The sequence below is a fragment of the Erwinia sp. TECH1 genome (assembly GCF_054057575.1).
This window is the reverse complement of record NZ_JBSRZK010000001.1, coordinates 2730370-2749404: the sequence shown is the minus strand read 5'-3', so window position 1 is coordinate 2749404 and position 19035 is coordinate 2730370. Positions and strand designations below refer to the sequence as shown.

The following is a 19035-nucleotide window of genomic DNA, read 5'->3' as shown; positions in this document are numbered from 1 at the left end:
GGCCTAACCGCTGGGGCTTTTTGCCATTAAATAAAGAATAAGTGAGCACATTGGTGGTTGTTAGTTGTATTATAAGGAATATTTTCTTTGTGATTTAAAGGTCGAAGATGAACCGTTCGTTATTAATCTCTATTACTTCCGCTGTTATGATGGTTTCCTCCTGTAGCTCTCATTCTTCTGAACAAACCCGTAATCAAGGCAGTCAGCAGTCTCATGATTCTGCCGTTACTCAAGATGGTCGATTGTCCATGACACTGGCAAAAGAGTCTTTGATATATTCATTAGATAAAGGGGCGATCAGCAGATGTTTGCAAGTCAGCGAGAGGGGGCCAGAGGTAAATTCTCAGGGGGTGCAGCAGATGGTGAGATTATTCTCATGTGATAATGGTAATTATCTCGCAATGAATATTTTTAAAACCGACTATCCTACCCAGGTTCATCTTTTCGATAGTAACCAGAAGCCAATTTACAGCAACATTATCATTGATACTTACTGATCCGCATTTATTAGGCGTTACAATGAATTTTGAGGCTGCCTCCGGGTGGCTTTTTTAATGCCAAAAATCTGCACAATGGCAAGGGCATTGATATTGGCGGCGACTAGCCTCTAACCGTTTGGCGACGCAATACTCTTGGCCGTTGTGGTGAATGCGCAGGCTGATGGGCCGCAACTACAGTAGTGCGCGCTTTGCGGGGCTTGCTACAACCCTGAGTCGGATTTCAGCGCCGACCACCACACACCAAATCGAACTACTGCAAAATCTTCAGTAGTTGAAAAATGAACAATCCAAGGTCGCCACAGAGCGGCCTTTTTCTTTTGCGCCCACTCAAGATTTCCCCATGTGACAGGGGTGGAGCGCTTTTTACATGGATTTGGATCGGTGACTGACGCACAGCGGGAAGATTTCTCAGGTGACATTGGGAAGTTTAACCGGACTCGCTCAGCTCACAACCTCATCAAATCCTAAAGCGAGTCCCCGTATTCGGGGGTGGAAATGAAACGTATGCCAGATAAAGATCCGGGCTACTGGGCAAGCCTGATAGCCTGGCTTTATGCCCATAAGAGTGAATCAGGATACGCGGCACTGGCCGGGGCTATGGCTCTACTCAGGGCTTCGTATTTCGGTAAAGACACATGGCCGCGCCGCTTAATGGATGCCGCTATGTGCAGTATGTTCGCCTTTTTCGTCAAGCCAACCTTGCAGGTGATCATTTCTATCTTCGGCTGGAATGTCGGGGACGACTTCGCCTGGGTGGCGGCAATCCTTATCGGCTTCATCGGTGTCGATTACATCTCGTTCCGGTTCAAGAAGCTTACCGATCGGAAATTTGGAGGCGCGGATGAAACTCAGTAATTCAGGCATTGCATTTATCAAGCGTGAAGAGGGTGAGAGGCTTCTGGCGTATCCCGACTCTGTTGGCGTCTGGACTATCGGTGTGGGCCATACCGGCACTGTGGACGGTAAGCCGATCGCAAAAGGGATGACAATCACGCCAGCCCAGTCGACAAGCCTGCTGTTAGGCGATCTGGCCTGGGTAGAGTCAGCCATTAACGGCAATGTGAAAGTGCCGCTGACGCAGAACCAGTACGACGCATTGTGTAGCTTCGTTTTCAACGTTGGCCGGACAGCCTTCGTTAATTCCACGCTGCTGAAAAAGCTCAACGTGAAGGACTACGCGGGCGCCGCTGACCAGTTTTTGCAGTGGAAACGTGCCGGCCAGTTTGCGGATCTGCTTCTGCCGCGCCGTAAGCGAGAAAGGGAGCTGTTCATCACATGAAAATTATCGGCTTTATCCGGAATTATTCGCATCTCATCGTGATCGGCCTCATCTGCGTCTGCCTGTGGGGGCTGAATGCCCGCAACTCTCAGCTGACGGCCACAAATGACCGCCTCGAAAAGCTGGCAAACAGTAAAGACGATCAGATTAACGATCTGCGCTCTAAAAACGATGGCCTGGCATCCTCAGTGAATGACCTGGTCACAGCAGTGAATAAGCAAAGCGCCGTCATGTCTCAGGTAGTTGAGCAACGGGCAGAAACAGCACAGCAAAACAGGAAGCTCCAGAGTGAAATTAAACGTTACCTTGCGGCGGACAAGTGCGCTGTTGCTGCTGTTCCCGCTGGCGCTGCTGACCGGTTGCGCGACGCAGCAAAAACCGCTGGTAGAGTACCGGACAATCAGCCAGCCAAATCTACCGCTTCCCACTGAGTTAACCAGCCCGATTGACGTGCCGCCGGTGCCGGACAATATGACGTTCGGCCAAGCGGTGGAGTTGTCCGCAGAGCTGTACGGATTGCTGGGGCAGGCCAATATCGACCGGGCTGCTATCCGCAGTATTGAATCAGCTCGCATGACAAACCCCAAGAAGATTCCTGTCTTCTGACAGAGCACTATCAGCCTCGCACCTGCGGGGCTTTTTTTATATGCATTTCACCGCGCCATGCCCGGCGCATTAACCACACAGAGCCTTTCAGGGATCAGCTTCGGAGATAACCGTTATAAGCGGCGGCTTCTCTGTGGACGGTTATCTGGGCAACGAGGCTTATTCACTAAAAGGTAAGACGCATTGAAAAACTTTGTCGAAAGAACATCAAGAATAGGGCGGCTTTATTCAGAGTTCCTCCGCACTAAAAGCGGAGAAATGGAAGTGCTGTATGAGATTGAAAAACTATCAGAAGAGTTAAGAGAGTCGGGGTGCGTTAACGCGGGGTTTTTTGATGCTCTGCTTCGCCAGGGGTTCATGTTTGACCTCATGGCAGCAAATAAAGAAAGGGCGACAGGGGCTCCTCATGTTTACGTTCTTCATGCAAAAGATAGTGGGCTTACAAAAATAGGCTTCAGCACAAGAGTTGAGAAGCGCGTGTCTGAATTATCAAACATGAGCGGAGCGAGACTCAAACTGATAGCTAAGATACTGGCCAACAGATGCTTGGAAACTGAGCTTCACCAAAAGTATGACAGCTTCAGGGCTCATGGTGAGTGGTTCAGCTTAAGGGATGACCAAATTGCTGAGTTGGCATCTTATCCCGGTAATTTGTTGGTGAGTCGGTAACCATCACAAGGCGCATTTACGAGTGCGCCTGATGATGGTTAATTTTGCTTCACTAAGAACATTCTTAACGCTAATGTGTAACCTCCATTATAAGAAGGAGGTTGTTATGCTAGAAGGTTATTATGCTAGTGGATTGGGTTCCAAGGCTGTAACTTCTGAAGAGAAACAGAGGCTTGCAGTCGTTCAAGCTGCTCTCCAAATTGCGGAGGCCTGCGTGAGTGCGTCTTCAGCCAATACAAATCCAACAAGAGTTCAAGATGCATTAGATGGCGTAGCCAAAAGTATCGATAAGCTTGCCGATGCAATAGAAGCAGCTATAAGCAAAGAAAAATAAACTAAGCCGCCTCCGGGCGGTTTTTTATTGGAACAAACATGATCACAACCCCGAATGCTCCGGTAATCGGGGCAAAGTCATTCCGCGGTATCTGGGTGCCGGGCGCGCTGAGTCTTGGCAAGGCGTTAAAGGCTGGCATTAAGGCTATCGACCTGACCGCACTTAACCTCGACAGCCGCATCTCCTATAACGGCCCGGCCCATCTCTACTGGGACGAATCAGGCAAGCTGGCGACCTCTACTGCTAACGTCTGGCCTCTCGAATACCGCGACGGCGTGGCGATCGGCAGGCATCAGCCGGAACCAGCATCAACGAATATTCAGGTGAACGGGCGCGCCATTGCGGAAAGCACCAACGTGCAGAAGTCCGGCACGTTCTCGATTGTGGTAGACCAGACTGGTGCGCCGGACGGTAAAGCGATTGGCCGCCTGCCGGTGGCAGCGTCGAGCTACATGGTAAGCCAGGACGTAGGCGGCGCTCAGATAGTGCCGCTGGCCCGATACAACCTCACCAGCAAATGGCAGCGTATGGCCGCAGCTGCAAGGGTGACTGACTCCAGCCGGGTGCGTATCTGGTTGGGGCGCAATGCAGAAGCCAGCAACGGGCAACCGTCTTTGTGGCTCACACAGAGCGCAAACGTGGCCGCTGGTAATTACGTGTTCTCCTGGTTCGTTAAAGCGAGCGATGACGGCGTAACGTTTCCGGCTGGCCTGGGCATGATAGAGATGGGCAACTACCCCTACGCCACGTCACCGATCGTCACTGAGTCCACCTCAACGCTAACGCGCCCGGCATCATCGGTAACTGTCCAGAGAGACGGCAACGCCAGCGGCATCAAGATTTATTTCAGCGACAACACCAACACCACTATTCCATTTAACGGTGCCGCATCGGTAACCGTCCCGTTTGCTACTACTCACTGGGGCGAGAGATACATGACGCGCATTGAGTACGAGGCATAACGAACGATGGCGACCGAGACAATTACGCTCACCGATAGCGAATACATCCAGATCACCGATGGCACCAATAACGCTTATATGACCGTTGTAAGCTGGCCCGGCTTCTCTGAGGTGTGCTGGTCGGATTCACCATCAAAGCCTGCTGTTAACGCACCAGCGCATGATGAGACAGGGAAGATAGGGTTCACCGCGCCTCTTAAAATATGGATAAGAGCGAAGAAAGGCCGGGCGTTAGTTGCAATAACCAAATGGAGTTCTTAGTTTAGGGCACATCATGAACAACCTGCTTTAGATCGATATAAACAGATTGTTCAGCTTATTTAATCTCAGCTTCTACGGATATTGCCACCAGTTGGCTGATTTCCGTTATAAAAATCATGCCCGGCTGCATTTACACGAATGTTTTTTAATTCGCCCTGCCATGGCATTCCTGACCCTGATGCAGTGAATTTTAAATTACTTTCTATCAGCTTCTTATCTTGAAGGTACACGATTACGGCCATCACTTCCTCGTGTCCCGATAAGCAGTCCTCTAACTCTTGCCAATCCTCGGGTTGTGTAATCATAGGATAAGCATCAATGAGCATTTCCAACACAGCATTTACACTTTGCGGTTTAATTTGCATTTCTTTCTCTAGATAGTTGTTTGTAAGAAAACGCATTATATCAGGAATTATCTGATTATGTTTCAAGGTGCATTATGCCATCAGCTATACCTCGCGCATGCCGTAAGCTTGGCTGCCCCAAGACAACAACCGATCGCTCTGGATACTGTGATAACCATCGCAACGAAGGCTGGCAACAGCACCAGCGCGGACAGAGCAGACACCAGAGAGGATATGGCAGTAAGTGGGACATCATCCGCGCCCGCATCCTGAAACGTGACCGGCACATCTGCCAGCAATGCCTGAAGAAGGGCAAGCCTGTACCCGCATCTACCGTTGACCATATCAAACCTAAAGCCCACGGTGGGACAGACGACGACAGCAACCTGCAATCATTGTGCTGGCCGTGTCATAAAGCCAAGACGGCAACCGAAAGAAGTCGTCAGGGTACCCATCAGCAACCTGCTGAAATGTAAAGAAATGACATCAAATGAGAGTCATTCTCATCAAGGCGACCAAGGGGGAGGGCGGGCCAGGAGTTCAGAGCCTGCGCCCCAAAGGACCGCCGCCTAAGTTTTTCTCGCATCGCCGCAGGTTAGAAAACTTTTTTATGGGTACCCCCGATGTACCCTCTCAGTGGAGTTTCCCCCATGTCAGGACCACCGAAAACCCCGTCACACCTGGTTTTGGTGAGGGGGAACCCATCCAAGCGACCGGTAAACCAGAACGAACCTAAGCCAGAGAAAGGGGTACCCAATACTCCGAAGCATCTCGACAAAATGGGCAAGTACTGGTTCCAGCAGATTGCTCAGGATCTTGACGGTATCGGCGTGCTTACTCAGCTCGACGGAAAAGCGCTTGAGCTGCTGATAGAAGCCTATACCGAATATCGCCGCCATTGCGCAACGCTCGATACGGAAGGTTATACGTATCGGGTGGAGACACAAACCGGCGACGTGATGATAAAAGCGCATCCGGCCGCAGCAATGAAGTCAGATGCCTGGAAGCGCATTCGCGCCATGCTGTCAGAGTTCGGTATGACCCCGGCATCGCGAAGCAAAGTTAATGCTGGTGGTCCCGATAAAGTCGATCCGCTGGAAGAATTCCTGAAAGCGAGGGACTGATGGCAAAGGTTGCAGACGGTATCCGCTACGCCGAGCGCGTGATAAGCGGCGAAATCGTTGCGTGCAAATATGTGAAGCAGGCCTGCGCCCGGTTCCTGGACGATCTGCAGGTCGGCGAACAGCGCAACGTTTTCTTCAGCGAAAGCCGCGCGCAGCACATCCTCAATTTTTATAAATTTGTGCCGCACGTCAAAGGCGATCTGGCCGGTAAGCCGATTGACCTGATGGACTGGCACATCTTTATCCTGATTAACATTTTTGGCTTCGTCGTGCCGCAGATAAACGAGCTGACGGGTGAGCAGGTGCTGAACAGTAAGGGCAAGCCGGTAATGGTGCGCCGTTTCCGCACGGCTTATAACGAGGTGGCGCGTAAAAATGCTAAATCAACGCTGTCCTCCGGCATCGGCCTGTATATGGCTGGTGCCGACGGGGAAGGCGGGGCCGAAGTGTATTCCGCCGCCACCACGCGCGACCAGGCGCGTATCGTTTTTAACGACGCCGTGAACATGATTAAGCAGTCCCGCGCCGCGCTGGGCAGGCTGTTCGATTACAATAAGCTGGCAATTTTTCAGGAGCGCACCGCCTCAAAGTTTGAGCCGCTCTCCAGCGATGCCAATAACCTCGACGGCCTGAATATCCACTGCGCGATCGTTGATGAGCTGCACGCGCACCGCACCCGCGACGTGTGGGACGTGCTGGAAACCGCAACCGGCGCCCGTTCGCAGTCCCTGCTGTTTGCCATTACCACCGCAGGCTTTAACCGTGAGGGCATCTGTTACGAGCTGCGCGATTACGCGGTGAAGGTACTGAGCGGCGTGGTGGATGACGACACCTTTTTCGGGATCATCTTTACCCTGGACGAGGGCGACGAGCCTTTCGACGAAAAAGTGTGGCAGAAGGCCAATCCGGGCCTGGGCATCTGTAAGCGCTGGGACGATCTGCGCCGGCTGGCGAAAAAGGCACAGGAGCAGGTTTCCGCCCGCAACAACTTTTTCACCAAGCACCTGAATATCTGGGTCAGCGCCGAGTCGGCCTGGATGGATATGGTGAAGTGGGAAGAATGCGCGCCGCTGGCGCCGGTGCACGAGCTTAAGACGTACCCGATGTGGGTCGGCGTGGATCTGGCAAACAAGATTGATATCTGCGCGGCGGTGAAAGTCTGGCGGGCGCCAGCGGGGCACGTGCATGCAGACTTTATGTTCTGGCTCCCTGAGGGGCGTCTGGATCGCTGCTCCCGACAGATGGCCGAGCTGTACCAGAAATGGCGCGACAGCGGCCACCTGACGCTGACGGACGGTGACGTTGTGGATCACGCCGTTATCAAAGAAGACCTGCTGAAGTGGATCGCCGGTGAAAACCTGCGGGAAATCGGTTTTGACCCGTGGGGTGCAACGCAATTCAGCCTCTCACTGGCGGAAGAGGGCGTGCCGATGGTGGAGGTGGCGCAGACGGTGCGCAATCTGTCCGAAGCCATGAAGGAAACGGAGGCGCTGGCCTACGCCGGGCGCCTGCACCACAACAATCATCCGGTCATGACCTGGATGATGAGCAACGTTACCGCAAAGACCGACAAAAACGACAACGTGTTTCCCAATAAATCGACGCCAGAGGCAAAAATAGACGGCCCGGTCGCCATGTTTACCGGGCTCAGTCGTCTGATCCTCAACGGCGGAGAAGAGCCGCAGGACTTAAGCGGCTTCTTTGATAATCCGATAATGGTAGGTTTCTGATGAAAGAGAACAAACAGCCCGGCAAGGTGAAAAGCGCGCTGCTGAACTGGCTGGGCGTACCGATCGGACTGACTACCGGTACGTTCTGGCAGGAATGGATGGGCATGAGCAGCAGCGGAAAGGTGGTATCGACTGACAAAGCGATGCACCTGTCCGCCGTCTGGGCCTGCGTCCGGCTGCTGAGCGAGTCCGTTTCCACGCTACCGCTGAAGATTTACGAGCGCCAGCCGGACGGATCACGCAAGCCAGCCACGTCGCACCCGGCCTATCAGGTGCTGTGCCGCCGCCCGAATATGGAAATGACGCCGTCGCGTTTCATGCTGATGGTGGTTGCCAGCATCTGCCTGCGCGGCAATGCGTTTGTCGAAAAAAAGATGATCGGCAATCGTATGGTGTCGCTGGTGCCGCTGCTGCCGCAGAACATGGTCGTAAAGCGGCTGGATAACGGCAATCTGGAATACACCTATACCGAGGTGCAGACGCAGCGCGTCATTCCGGTAAAAAACCTGATGCACATTCGCGGCTTTGGCCTGGATGGCGTCTGCGGCATGATGCCGATGATGGCCGGGCGTGACGTGATCGGCTCCGCAATGGCTGTTGAGGAGTCGGCGGCCAAGATATTTGAGAACGGGCTGCAAAGCTCCGGATTTCTGTCAGCAGAGCAGGCGCTGGATAAAGACCAGCGCGAGAGGTTACGCGGCTATATGCAGGCGTTCACCGGATCCAAAAACGCCGGAAAGATTATGGTACTGGAAGGCGGGCTGAAATATCAGAACGTCACCATGAATCCCGAAGCCGCCCAGATGCTGGAATCGCGCGCATTCAGCATTGAGGAAATCTGCCGCTGGTTCCGCGTGCCGCCGTTTATGGTCGGCCATGCCGATAAGCAGAGTAGCTGGGCGTCAAGCGTTGAGGGCATGAACCTCCAGTTTCTGACCAACACGCTGCGCCCGCTGCTGGTAAACATTGAGCAGGAGATTTCGCGCTGCCTGCTGGACGGTGACGAAGACCTTTTCGCGGAATTTTCCGTTGAAGGCCTGCTGCGTGCCGACAGCGCCGGACGCGCCGCGTACTACACGACGGCGCTGCAGAACGGCTGGATGTCACGCAATGACGTGCGCCGCCTTGAGAACATGCCGCCGATTGAAGGTGGCGAGCTTTACACCGTCCAGCTGAACCTGACGCCGCTGGAGGATTTGAAAGCCAACGGCCAGGCCGCTCAGGCCGCACAGCTGCGGAAACTGCATAACCATATTTTCCCCGACATACCTTTTGAGCAATCCCCGCTGAAACAGGCGGCTTAGGAGCTAATCCCATGACACTGAAAAGCCTTCCGGAAGCACCGGCGGGGCGGCCTTCTGCACTCTCAAAACGGGATTTGCCGTCCGCCGCGATGGAACGCTGGAACGGCGGCATCAGGGCCGCAAACGCTGACGACAACAGCATCTCTGTTTTTGACGTAATTGGCGCCGATTACTGGGGCGACGGCGTAACGGCCAGCCGCATTGCCGGGGCGCTGCGCTCGATGAACGGCGCGGACGTCACCGTCAATATCAACTCGCCGGGCGGCGATATGTTTGAAGGCCTGGCGATTTATAACCTGCTGCGCGAGTACAAAGGCCGGGTTACGGTAAAGGTGATGGGCCTGGCGGCGTCTGCTGCCTCCATCATCGCGATGGCCGGCGACGACGTGCAAATCGGACGCGGCGCTTTCCTGATGATCCACAACTGCTGGGTTTATGCGATGGGCAACCGTCACGACCTGGCGCAGGTCGCAGCGGATATGGAGCCTTTCGATAAGGCCATGAATGATATTTACGGCGCCAGAACCGGACTGGATTCTGAAACCATTGAGGCGATGATGAATGCCGAAACCTATATCGGCGGCAGTGATGCCGTTGAAAAAGGCTTTGCCGATCGCCTGCTGTCCGCTGATGAAATCGCGGACGACGACGACAGTCCGGCCGCCGCGCTGCGCAAGCTTGATGCGTTGCTGGCAAAGACCGACACGCCGCGATCCGAGCGTCGAAAACTGCTTAAAGCTTTATCCGGCAGCAAGCCAGGCGCTGCTGCCAGTCCTGAAGGTATGCCGGGCGCTACCGACGAAATCAATCCTGAAAATATTACACAACTTCAAAACGCGCTGGCCGCGTTCGGCAAATAAGGAATCACCATGTCAGATGTAAACGAGTTACTGAAAAAAGTCTCCGCCAAGCTGGAAGAAGTTTCCGGCACCTTCAGCCAGAAGGCCGAAGACGCGCTGAAAGAGGCGAAAAACTCCGGCCAGCTCTCTGCCCAGACCAAGGACGCAGTGGACAAGATTGCCACCGAGTTCAACGCGCTGAACGAAGCGAATAAAACCCTGAAGGCTTCTCTGGGCGAGCTTGAGCAGCATGTTGCTAACATGCCGCTGGCAAACGCGAAAAAGGTCGTCGAGTCCGTGGGTCATACCGTGATCAGCTCAGAAGCCCTCAAGGCGTTCGCCGCCAGCGTGGAAGGGGGCAAGCGCGTCAGCGTGCCGGTTAATGCTGCGCTGCTGTCAACCGGCGTCGCTGATGGCGTGGTTGAGCCTCAGCGCCAGCCGGGTATCGACACCGCCCCGAAACAGCGCCTGTTTATTCGCGACCTCATCGCACCGGGCCGCACCAGCGCGCCGGCCATCTTCTGGGTACAGCAGACCGGCTTTACCAATAAGGCCGCCGTCGTGCCGGAGGGGACGACCAAGCCATACAGCGATATCGAATTCGCCACGCAGATCACGCCGGTAACCACCATCGCCCACATGTTCAAGGCGTCCAAGCAGATTCTGGACGACTTCGCACAGCTGCAGTCCACCGTTGATGCGGAGATGCGCTATGGCCTGAAGTATGTCGAAGAGCAGGAGATTCTGTTCGGTGACGGCACCGGTGCGCACCTGAAAGGCATAGTGCCGCAGGCATCCGCGTTTAAGGCTGCGTTCAGCGTTGAGCAGCAGAACGGTATCGACGATTTGCGCCTGGCGATGCTTCAGGCGCAGCTGGCGCGCTTCCCGGCGTCCGGCCACGTTCTGCACTTCATCGACTGGGCGAAGATCGAGCTGACCAAAGACACGCTGGGCCGCTATATCCTGGCGAACCCGTCCGCGCTGACCGGGCCGACGCTGTGGGGCCTGCCAGTTGTGGCCACCGAGGCCGCCGCGTTCCAGGGCAAGTTCCTTACCGGCGCCTTCAATGCCGCCGCGCAGCTGTTCGACCGTGAAGACGCCAACGTGGTTATCTCCACCGAGAACGCCGACGACTTCGAGAAGAACATGATTTCTATCCGCTGTGAGGAGCGTCTGGCGCTGGCCGTCAAGCGCCCCGAGGCGTTTATCTACGGCACCTTTACCGCACCGGCAGCCGCTGGCGCATAACCCCCTGATGGCGGCCCGCAGGCCGCCAGTGCAATGAGGAAACAGCCATGAAACTGCGATCCATCAAGCCCATCTATCACCAGGGCGAGGTACTGACCGAGGGCACCACGTTTGAAACGCTGGAGCAGCACGGGCGCGAGCTTATCCAGCGGGGCTATGCCGAGGAGCCGGGCGCGAAAAAAGAGTCCGGTGACGACGGCAGCGCCAAAGGCAAGGCGAAAACGAAGTAAGGAGTGATTATGCTGACCGTTGATCAGGTAAAGCATCACTGCAACATCGAGCAGGACTTTACCGAGGATGATGCCTGGCTGGCGGCGCGCATAAAGGCGGCGGCGCGGTACGTGGAAAATTCTACCCGCCGCACGCTTTACGAAGATTCCGTCGATCCTCTTTATCTGGCCGATCCGGACGCGCTGCTGTACGGCGAGGACATTGAAACCGCCATGCTGATGCTGATTGCGCACTGGTATGCCAACCGCGAAGCGGTGGTGACCGGCGTCAGCGTGGCCACGCCGGATTTCGCGGTTGAAGCGTTCCTTCAGCCCTACCGGATTTATGGCGTATGAGGGCGGGACCGATGCGTTACCGGGTGACGCTGCAAAAACCCGCCAGCGGCCGCCTGCCGTCCGGCCAGCCCGCTACCGGCTGGGAAAATGTGGCAAGCTGCCGGGCTTCCATAGCCGACGTGTCCGGGCGTGAGCTGCTGAACGCCGGTGCCGAGCTTTCCGGTACCACCACCCGCATCTGGATCCGCAACAATCTGCGCGAGGCTATCTCAACCGGCTGGCGCGTGGTGCACAATCCGCCGACCGGCACCGGTGAGGTCTACGACATCAAATCAGCCATCACCGCCGAAAACGGTACCCGGCTGGAGCTGCTTTGTGAGAAGGGGGTGAAAAAGTGATTGATACACTTCTGGATTTCTCCGGCCTGACGGATATCGCCAGAGACCTGGAAACGCTCAGCCGGGCGGAAAATAACAAGGTGCTGCGTGACGCCACGCGCGCCGGCGCCGGTGTGCTGCGTGATGAAGTCATTGCCAAAGCGCCCGTGCAGACCGGAAAGCTGAAGAAAAACGTTGTTGTGATGACGCAAAAAGCGCGGCGCCGGGGGGAAATCTCTTCCGGCGTGCACATCCGGGGCGTGAATCCCAACACCGGCAACAGTGATAACACCATGAAGGCCAGTAACCCGCGTAACGCCTTCTACTGGCGGTTTGTGGAAATGGGCACCTCAAAGATGGCGGCACATCCTTTTGTGCGTCCGGCTTTCGACGTCAGGCAGGAAGAAGCCTCGCGCGTGGCGCTGGCGCGAATGAATCAGGCCATTGATGAGGTATTGTCGAAATGACGGAGGCCGATATTTATCCCCTGATTGGCAGCCTGGCGGGCGGGAACGTATTTCCTTACGTTGCGCCTTCCGGCACCGCCGCGCCGTGGGTGGTTTTCCTGTTGCCCACGGCCGTATCCGGCGATGTGTTTTGCGGTCAGGCCGAAACGGCCAGTACGCTGCAAATTGATGCCTGGGCGCAATCCGTTGATGAAGCGCGGGCGATCCGCAGCCAGCTTCGCACGGCGATCGCGCCGCTCAGCCCCGTCTCACTTAATGAACTAAACGACTATGAGCCTGAAACGTCGCTTTACCGCGCCACGCTCGAAGTTCAAATCTGGGATTAACCCCGAACAGGCCGCCTCCGGGCGGCTTTTTACTATCCGGAGATAACCATGTCCTCAAAGTATGAAAAAACGCAGGGAACGAAAATCAACGTTTCCGCCGATGCGGCCACGGAAGCCAACCCGACCGGCGCCACCTGGCAGAGTATCAACTGCTCCACCAAGGAGCTGAGCTATACCGGCGGCCAGAAGTCCGATATCGAAACCACCACGCTGTGCTCCACCGAGCAGGAGATGACGAACGGTCTGGCCGCGCCCGGCGAGGTAACGCTGTCCGGTAACTGGTCAGCGGATGAGGTCGGGCAGAGCACGCTGCGCACCGCCTATGAAACAGATGCGGTACACGCGTTTCAGGTGATTTTCCCGTCGGGTAACGGCTATGCCTTCCTGGCCGAAGTACGCCAGAACAGCTGGAGCCTGTCCACTGCGGGCGTGGTCACCGCGTCGTTTACGCTGCGCGTGAAGGGCAAGCCTGTGGCGATAGTCCCGGCGCCGGCAGCAGCATAATAACGGCGGCTCAGGCCGCTTTCTCCCGCATCAGTCAGAGAGTAATAAAATGGCAAAGAAGGCATCAACCAACCCCTTACGCGCGCTGGCGCTGGCGCCTATGGCCGGATTTCGCAGCAAGGTTATCACCGTTCCCGAATGGGAAAACACCAGCGTAAAACTGCGCGAGCCGTCGGGCCAGGCCTGGCTGGAATGGCAGCAGATAATTAACCCCAATCCGGAAGGCGAGCCGGAAACACTCACTGCCGCCGAGCGCGCGCTGCGCAACAAAAGCGCCGACGTGGTGCTGTTTATCGACGTGCTGCTCGATGAAGAAGATATGCCGGTGTTTACCGCCGAAGATAAGCCGCTTATTGAAAATATCTATGGCCCGGTACATGCCCGGCTGCTTAAGCAGGCGCTTGACCTGAGCACGTCGCAGGCGGCCGCAGAGGCAAAGTAAAAGAGCCCGGCACTTTCTTTCTGATGACGCTGGCGCTGCGGCTGGGGCGTACCCTCCATGAGCTGAAAGAGACGCTGACCGCCAGCGAACTCCGGATGTGGATTGAATACGACAGGGTGAACCCCATCAGCGACCGGCGCGGCGACATTCAGGCCGCCCAGATCGCCACCGCCGTTCTTAACTCGCAGGGGGCGAAGGTCAAAATGGAAGACGTTCTGCTCCAGTGGCGCGAGCCCGATCCGGTCGAGGAAAGTGGCGGGCTTGAAGATTTCTTTGCTGCGCTGTCCGGTTAGCGCAACACAAACAGGGTGATTTATGGCTACGCTGCGCGAACTTATTATCAAGATTTCGGCAAATTCCAGCTCGTTTCAGTCCGAGATTGCGCGCGCGTCGCGGATGGGCTCTGATTACTACAAAACGATGGAGCAGGGCGGTCGTCGGGCAGCTGCCGCGACGCGGGAAACGCAGCGATCGCTGGGCGAGCTTAACTCTCAGCTGGCGTCCGTCCGCTCTACCGCAACCGGTATGGCGGGCGCCTTCGCTGGCGCCTTTGCTACCAGTCAGCTAATCCATTATGCGGACACGTGGAACCAGCTCAGCGGTCGCCTGCGGCTGGCGTCGACTTCAGCGGATGATTTTGCGAATTCACAGCAAACGCTGATGACCATCAGCCAGCGCACCGGTACCTCGTTTGAAGCCAACGCCAACCTTTACAGCCGTATTGCTTCATCCCTTCGCGATGCGGGCTATGCGTCTGCGGACGTGGCAAAAGTCACAGAAACCGTGGCCACATCGCTGAAGCTTTCGGGCGCAAGCACGGAAGAGGCCAGTTCGGTTATTACCCAGCTCAGCCAGGCGCTGGGATCGGGCGTACTGCGGGGGGAAGAATTCAACGCCATTATGGAAAGCGGCGGGCGGCTGGCTAAGTTTCTGGCCGACGGCCTGCACACCACGATCGGCGGCCTGCGCAACATGGCCAACAATGGTCAGCTGACCACCGATAAAATTGTGCCGCTGCTGACCAACGTTGAGCAGCTGCGCAAGGAGTTCGACACGCTTCCGGCCTCCATCAGCGGATCGGCTCAGAAGGTGGAAAACGCCTTTATGCAGTGGGTCGGTGGCGCTAACAATGCCGTGGGCGCGTCGTCCTCTCTGTCCGGCGTGCTGGATGGCCTGGCGAAAAACATTGATACCGTTGCCAATGTGGCAGGCGCGCTGGTCGGCCTGGGCGTGGCCAGATATTTCGGAAACATGGTTTCCAGCGTTACCACGGCGACCGCTTCAGTTATCTCCAATACGGCCGCCGAGGTTGCGCTGGCAGAAGCGCAGGTTCGCGGCACGCAGGTAAGCGTTGCCACGGCGAGGCAGGCTGTTTACCGCGCTCAACAGGCAAGGGCGGCGGCATCAGGCATAGAGGCGCAGATTGCGGCAGAACGTCAGCTGACGGCCGCCCAGGCCGGGCTTAACGCGTCCATTGCCAGCAGGAGTGCGGCAGCCGGACGCCTGACGGAAACGGCATCAGTGATGTCACGGCTTGGCGGCGGCGTGCTGGGGATCCTTGGCGGCTGGCCTGGCGTCATCATCGCCGCAGGCACCGCGCTCTACGGCGTATCTCAGCACATGGAGCAGGTGCATAACGAGGCCGTGGGTTTCGCTGACAGCCTTGATGCCATTAACGGCAAGCTGCAAAAAATGTCGGTAGCCGGCCTGCGATCAACCTCTGCCGACGCGCGCGGATCGCTGGATGCGCAGAAAAAAGACCTGGCTGATATCGACGAGCAGATCCGCAGAACGCGCGACAGTCTTCGCGGTATGCAGGACATGGAAAAGCAGTACGATGAGCACCCCTGGCTGGCGCGCATCAATAATCTGATGACGGCAGAAGAGCTGACGAAACGGCAGCAGGAAGCCACCGATCAGCTCAGCAGGCTGGATTACCAGCGTGAGCAGGCAGCGGCCAAAGTCGAAGCCACGCAAAAGCTGGTGAATGACGCCAGCGAGCTGGCTACGAAAAAAGCCATTGAGCAGGCGGGTGCCGTTTCGATTTTGAAAGGCGCTTACGATCTCCTCAATCGCTCAATGAGCGCCACTGGGAGCGCCACGCCGCCGCAGTATGCCGGGCCGGTTGTTTCACTGGCAAAGGCCACACCTCAGCAGACGACTGCACTCGAAAAAGCGCGTCGTGATAACGAGCTGGCCAGCCTTTCAGGACTGCAAAAACTGCACGCCCAGCATCAGTATGAAGCCGACGATCTGAAGCTTACCGGCGCGCTGTATACGCAGTACGTTTATAACAAAGACCAGGCGGCGAAAAAGGATGCCGAATCAGCCCAGGCTAAAAAGGACGACACCGCCGCAACCAACGCCCAGAAGAAAGCAGCGCGTGAGGCTGCGCAGACGGCAGAGCAGTATTCCCGAAAAATGGCCGATCTCAGCGTGGCTGTGGAAGTGCAACGGGTGCGCGCCACGGACGGGGAGAAAGCCTCCGAGCTCTATGCCGCGTCGCATCAGGCCGGTGTTAAATGGACGGACGAACAGCGAAAGGCAATTCGTGCATCTTCGGTCGAGCTTGAAACGTGGACGCAGAAAGCGGACGCGAACGTTAAAAAGCAGCGCGAGCAGACCGAAGCACTGAAAGACCTGACCGACGCCGCGCGCAAATACCGTGATGACGCCACGTTAACGACAACCACTGCTGGCATGGGCGATCGGCAGCGCAATCGCTTCGGAGAACAACAACAGGTTGAACGCGTCTTTGATAAAACCGACAAAGGCGCAGAAGCCATTGCGGCGCGTAATGCAGCACTGGATGCGCTGGATAAAAAGTACCAGGCGACCGCTGCTGCAGAATCCAGCTGGCTGAATGGCGCTGCCCGCGGCTATGAAAACTGGCTCGAAAGCGCCAGCAATATCTCCGGCACGGTTTCGCAGGGGATTACCTCTACCATGGACAGCGCGCTGGATAACATGGCGGCAGGACTGGCAGGGAGTAAGGCCGACTGGAAAAGCTGGGGGCTGTCTGTTCTGCAGATGATTTCCAAAGTGGCGCTACAGATGGCGATTGTGAACTCGCTTCAGTCGGCGGGCGGATCTGCTCTGTCCGGTATATTTGGCGGGCTGGCAAGCGGTATCGGCGGTGCCGCTACGGGTGCGGCAGGGGCAGCGGGTGGTACCGGCGCGATGGGAATGCCGACCAGCTTCAGTGCCTATGACGGCGGCGGATTTACCGGTGCCGGTGGGAAATTCGATCCGGCCGGTATTGTGCACCGGGGGGAATTCGTCTTCACCAAAGAAGCCACTGACCGGATCGGCGTATCCAACCTGTACAGCATGATGAAAGGCTATGCCAGCGGGGGCGTGGTAGGCGGCACGGCGGGCATCAACGCTTTTTCCTCCGGCGTAAATGCGGCTACCGGTAACGGCATGGGCGGTATTCAGGTTAATGCACCTGTCACGATTATGCAGGACAGCGGAGCCGGAAGCGTCAGCAGCGCCAGCACAGCCAGCACGGCGAAGCAATTACAGGCCATCGTTCAGACCACCGTTACCGACAGGCTGAGGAAAGAAATGTCGCCCGGCGGGCTGCTTTACAGGAGTTAATTTATGGCAATCGACACATTTAACTGGTGTCCGCAGGTGCAGGCCAGCGAGCAGCTGGCCGTTGCTACGCTTCAGGCTCAGTTCGGGGATGGTTATAAACAGGTGGCCAGCGCGGGCATAAACACGGCTGTGGAATTATGGGCATTGTCCTGCAATGGCAATAAAGCTGACATGCTGGCGCTGCGGGCGTTTCTGAAGGCACATGTGCTGGCTTCTTTCTGGTGGACTAATCCCTGGGGCGAAAAGCACCTCTATCGGGTGAAGCCTGACTCCATCAATCCTAAATTCATTAACGGTAACTTTGCAGAAATAGCCTTCACATTCGAACAGGCCTTTGCGCCTTAACCGCCGAGATGCAGGAGATTTAGATGAAGAAAAATAAAAGAAAAGACAGGAAAAGCAGAAAGCCACTTTTCCTGTCAGCATTAATAGGCGCATCTACTATTCAGAAATCTTTACTTTGTTTATCAAAGTAAGCATGATTTTCCTTTCTGCTTCAGAAATATTTTTGTTTCCAAAGTTGGTTAGATCGGCATTCTCAATCAGTTCCTGAACGCCATCTCGTCTAACCACTCCCGCGCTAATCATTGCAGAAATGATGTACATAGTTAGCTCGCTTCGGATATGCAGATGTGTGAACTTTCCTTCGAGTTCAACAATGCGTTTCTCTAAACGAGCAATAAGTAAATCAGAAACCATTTTATTTCCTTTCAGAGGTAATCGGCCATCCCTCATTACTGTGTGCGCCCATGCCCCAAACATGGACGGGCTGAATACTCAACATATCCTTAACGGTCTATCAGCGGAATCCTGATATTCGATCAGTAACCAACCAGCGGTCGCCATAGTGCGTCCCTTTTTTATGGGCTGAATATGAGCTTTACACAGGACATACAGCAGCTGGAGTCGGGCCAGCTTATCCAGCTGCTGGAAATTGACGGCACCGCCTTTGGCCTGGACAACATCCTGCGCTTTCACGCGCACAACATCGCATCAGAAGGCTGGGCATCATTCGCCGCTGATAACCTGCCGTCGATTATCTGGCAGGGCAATGAGTACGAGCCTTATCCGTATGAGCTGAAGGGGCTGGAGCTTTCCAGTACCGGATCGCAACCGACGCCAACGCTTTCCGTGGGCAACGTCGGAAACTACGTCACCGCTCTGTGCCTGCAGTTTGACGATCTGGTTAAGGCGAAGGTCAGGGTACATACCACGCTCGCCCGGTATCTCGACGCGGCGAACTGGACGGCGGGCAATGCAAACGCGCAGCCGACGGAAGAGCGCGTGCAGCTTTTTTATGTAAACGCGAAGAAAACCGAAACGCGTTCACAGGTGGATTTTGAGCTGTGCTCGCCGTTTGACGTGCAGAGCCTGCAATTACCCTCCCGGCAAATCACGCCGGTCTGCACCTGGTGCATGCGCGGCCGGTACCGTACCGGCACGGGCTGCGACTACAACGGCACGCGCTATTTCCTGAAAGACGGCACGCCGACGGATAACCCGGCGCTGGACGTGTGCGGCGGCCGCCTCAGCGACTGCAAGCTGCGTTTCGGCGACGATCAGCCGCTGCCGTTCGGTGGCTTCCCGGCAGCGAACCTTCAGGGGAGATAGCG

The 19035-nt window shown here is 56.0% G+C and carries 27 protein-coding genes; 25 read left to right on the top strand and 2 right to left on the bottom strand.

Annotation, left to right across the window (positions count from 1 at the left end):
- Positions 1 to 107: 107 nt before the first annotated feature.
- From ACVWZ0_RS12890 to ACVWZ0_RS12855, 8 genes are all read left to right on the top strand, one after another.
- On the top strand, positions 108 to 497 hold the full coding sequence (locus ACVWZ0_RS12890; protein ID WP_253460939.1) for a hypothetical protein: 390 nt from the start codon (positions 108 to 110) through the stop codon (positions 495 to 497).
- A 498-nt stretch (positions 498 to 995) separates the two neighbouring features.
- Entirely contained in the window at positions 996 to 1355 is a 360-nt protein-coding gene (locus ACVWZ0_RS12885) for a phage holin, lambda family (protein WP_371419667.1), read from the top strand.
- On the top strand, positions 1342 to 1779 hold the full coding sequence (locus ACVWZ0_RS12880) for a lysozyme (RefSeq protein WP_253460942.1): 438 nt from the start codon (positions 1342 to 1344) through the stop codon (positions 1777 to 1779). The genes ACVWZ0_RS12885 and ACVWZ0_RS12880 overlap by 14 nt, the downstream gene beginning before the upstream one ends.
- The gene (locus ACVWZ0_RS12875) at positions 1776 to 2210 is read left to right on the top strand and encodes an Rz lytic protein (RefSeq protein WP_253460945.1); all 435 of its coding nucleotides are present in this window, start codon (positions 1776 to 1778) and stop codon (positions 2208 to 2210) included. Before ACVWZ0_RS12880 ends, ACVWZ0_RS12875 begins: the two co-directional genes overlap by 4 nt.
- Complete coding sequence (gene lysC, locus ACVWZ0_RS12870; protein WP_437177821.1) at positions 2107 to 2385, top strand: Rz1-like lysis system protein LysC; 279 nt, start codon at positions 2107 to 2109, stop codon at positions 2383 to 2385. Before ACVWZ0_RS12875 ends, lysC begins: the two co-directional genes overlap by 104 nt.
- 183 nt (positions 2386 to 2568) lie before the next feature.
- Entirely contained in the window at positions 2569 to 3054 is a 486-nt protein-coding gene (locus tag ACVWZ0_RS12865) for a GIY-YIG nuclease family protein (RefSeq protein WP_253453575.1), read from the top strand.
- A 106-nt stretch (positions 3055 to 3160) separates the two neighbouring features.
- The gene (locus ACVWZ0_RS12860; RefSeq protein ID WP_253453578.1) at positions 3161 to 3388 is read left to right on the top strand and encodes a hypothetical protein; all 228 of its coding nucleotides are present in this window, start codon (positions 3161 to 3163) and stop codon (positions 3386 to 3388) included.
- A gap of 38 nt (positions 3389 to 3426) precedes the next feature.
- The gene (locus ACVWZ0_RS12855; protein ID WP_253453581.1) at positions 3427 to 4350 is read left to right on the top strand and encodes a hypothetical protein; all 924 of its coding nucleotides are present in this window, start codon (positions 3427 to 3429) and stop codon (positions 4348 to 4350) included.
- A 326-nt stretch (positions 4351 to 4676) separates the two neighbouring features.
- Here the strand turns inward: ACVWZ0_RS12855 and ACVWZ0_RS12850 are convergent, their stop codons facing one another.
- On the bottom strand, positions 4677 to 5042 hold the full coding sequence (locus ACVWZ0_RS12850; protein ID WP_456784154.1) for a hypothetical protein: 366 nt from the start codon (positions 5040 to 5042) through the stop codon (positions 4677 to 4679).
- An 8-nt stretch (positions 5043 to 5050) separates the two neighbouring features.
- Between ACVWZ0_RS12850 and ACVWZ0_RS12845 the strand changes: the two genes are divergently transcribed.
- The 16 genes from ACVWZ0_RS12845 (at position 5051) to ACVWZ0_RS12770 (ending at position 17767) form a co-directional block, all read left to right on the top strand.
- A complete protein-coding gene (locus ACVWZ0_RS12845) occupies positions 5051 to 5431 on the top strand; it encodes an HNH endonuclease (RefSeq protein WP_253453587.1) in 381 nt (126 codons plus the stop codon).
- Between the two features lie 174 nt (positions 5432 to 5605).
- Complete coding sequence (locus ACVWZ0_RS12840) at positions 5606 to 6079, top strand: phage terminase small subunit P27 family (RefSeq protein ID WP_253453590.1); 474 nt, start codon at positions 5606 to 5608, stop codon at positions 6077 to 6079.
- Positions 6079 to 7809 (top strand): terminase large subunit, encoded by a 1731-nt coding sequence (locus tag ACVWZ0_RS12835; protein WP_253453593.1) that lies wholly within the window; start codon positions 6079 to 6081, stop codon positions 7807 to 7809. Before ACVWZ0_RS12840 ends, ACVWZ0_RS12835 begins: the two co-directional genes overlap by 1 nt.
- Positions 7809 to 9113 carry a phage portal protein gene (locus ACVWZ0_RS12830; protein ID WP_253453596.1) on the top strand — a complete coding sequence of 435 codons (1305 nt, stop codon included), beginning with the start codon at positions 7809 to 7811 and terminating at the stop codon, positions 9111 to 9113. Before ACVWZ0_RS12835 ends, ACVWZ0_RS12830 begins: the two co-directional genes overlap by 1 nt.
- Positions 9114 to 9124: 11 nt before the next feature.
- On the top strand, positions 9125 to 9973 hold the full coding sequence (locus ACVWZ0_RS12825; RefSeq protein ID WP_253453599.1) for a head maturation protease, ClpP-related: 849 nt from the start codon (positions 9125 to 9127) through the stop codon (positions 9971 to 9973).
- A 9-nt stretch (positions 9974 to 9982) separates the two neighbouring features.
- Positions 9983 to 11200 (top strand): phage major capsid protein, encoded by a 1218-nt coding sequence (locus ACVWZ0_RS12820; protein WP_253453602.1) that lies wholly within the window; start codon positions 9983 to 9985, stop codon positions 11198 to 11200.
- Positions 11201 to 11247: 47 nt separating this feature from the next.
- Positions 11248 to 11430, top strand: a complete 183-nt coding sequence (locus ACVWZ0_RS12815) for a DUF7210 family protein (protein ID WP_253453605.1) — start codon at positions 11248 to 11250, stop codon at positions 11428 to 11430.
- A 9-nt stretch (positions 11431 to 11439) separates the two neighbouring features.
- Positions 11440 to 11766, top strand: coding sequence for a head-tail connector protein (locus ACVWZ0_RS12810; RefSeq protein WP_253453608.1), 327 nt, complete (start codon positions 11440 to 11442; stop codon positions 11764 to 11766).
- Positions 11767 to 11777: 11 nt separating this feature from the next.
- Entirely contained in the window at positions 11778 to 12104 is a 327-nt protein-coding gene (locus tag ACVWZ0_RS12805; protein ID WP_253453611.1) for a phage head closure protein, read from the top strand.
- Positions 12101 to 12550 carry an HK97-gp10 family putative phage morphogenesis protein gene (locus ACVWZ0_RS12800; protein WP_253453613.1) on the top strand — a complete coding sequence of 150 codons (450 nt, stop codon included), beginning with the start codon at positions 12101 to 12103 and terminating at the stop codon, positions 12548 to 12550. The genes ACVWZ0_RS12805 and ACVWZ0_RS12800 overlap by 4 nt, the downstream gene beginning before the upstream one ends.
- A complete protein-coding gene (locus ACVWZ0_RS12795) occupies positions 12547 to 12876 on the top strand; it encodes a DUF3168 domain-containing protein (RefSeq protein ID WP_253453615.1) in 330 nt (109 codons plus the stop codon). Before ACVWZ0_RS12800 ends, ACVWZ0_RS12795 begins: the two co-directional genes overlap by 4 nt.
- Before the next feature lie 48 nt (positions 12877 to 12924).
- The gene (locus ACVWZ0_RS12790) at positions 12925 to 13380 is read left to right on the top strand and encodes a phage tail tube protein (RefSeq protein ID WP_253453618.1); all 456 of its coding nucleotides are present in this window, start codon (positions 12925 to 12927) and stop codon (positions 13378 to 13380) included.
- 49 nt (positions 13381 to 13429) lie between these two features.
- Positions 13430 to 13822: a phage tail assembly chaperone gene (locus tag ACVWZ0_RS12785; protein WP_253453621.1), complete on the top strand. Its 393-nt coding sequence runs from the start codon at positions 13430 to 13432 to the stop codon at positions 13820 to 13822.
- A gap of 23 nt (positions 13823 to 13845) precedes the next feature.
- On the top strand, positions 13846 to 14115 hold the full coding sequence (locus ACVWZ0_RS12780) for a phage tail assembly protein T (RefSeq protein ID WP_253453624.1): 270 nt from the start codon (positions 13846 to 13848) through the stop codon (positions 14113 to 14115).
- Positions 14116 to 14137: 22 nt separating this feature from the next.
- Positions 14138 to 17422 carry a phage tail tape measure protein gene (locus ACVWZ0_RS12775; RefSeq protein ID WP_253453627.1) on the top strand — a complete coding sequence of 1095 codons (3285 nt, stop codon included), beginning with the start codon at positions 14138 to 14140 and terminating at the stop codon, positions 17420 to 17422.
- A 3-nt stretch (positions 17423 to 17425) separates the two neighbouring features.
- Positions 17426 to 17767 (top strand): phage tail protein, encoded by a 342-nt coding sequence (locus ACVWZ0_RS12770; RefSeq protein ID WP_253453630.1) that lies wholly within the window; start codon positions 17426 to 17428, stop codon positions 17765 to 17767.
- A 96-nt stretch (positions 17768 to 17863) separates the two neighbouring features.
- Here the strand turns inward: ACVWZ0_RS12770 and ACVWZ0_RS12765 are convergent, their stop codons facing one another.
- Positions 17864 to 18121, bottom strand: coding sequence for a hypothetical protein (locus ACVWZ0_RS12765; RefSeq protein ID WP_253453633.1), 258 nt, complete (start codon positions 18119 to 18121; stop codon positions 17864 to 17866).
- Between the two features lie 174 nt (positions 18122 to 18295).
- On the opposite strand from ACVWZ0_RS12765, the gene ACVWZ0_RS12760 reads away from it, so the two are divergent.
- On the top strand, positions 18296 to 19033 hold the full coding sequence (locus ACVWZ0_RS12760) for a phage minor tail protein L (protein ID WP_253453636.1): 738 nt from the start codon (positions 18296 to 18298) through the stop codon (positions 19031 to 19033).
- The last annotated feature ends 2 nt before the right edge of the window (positions 19034 to 19035 follow it).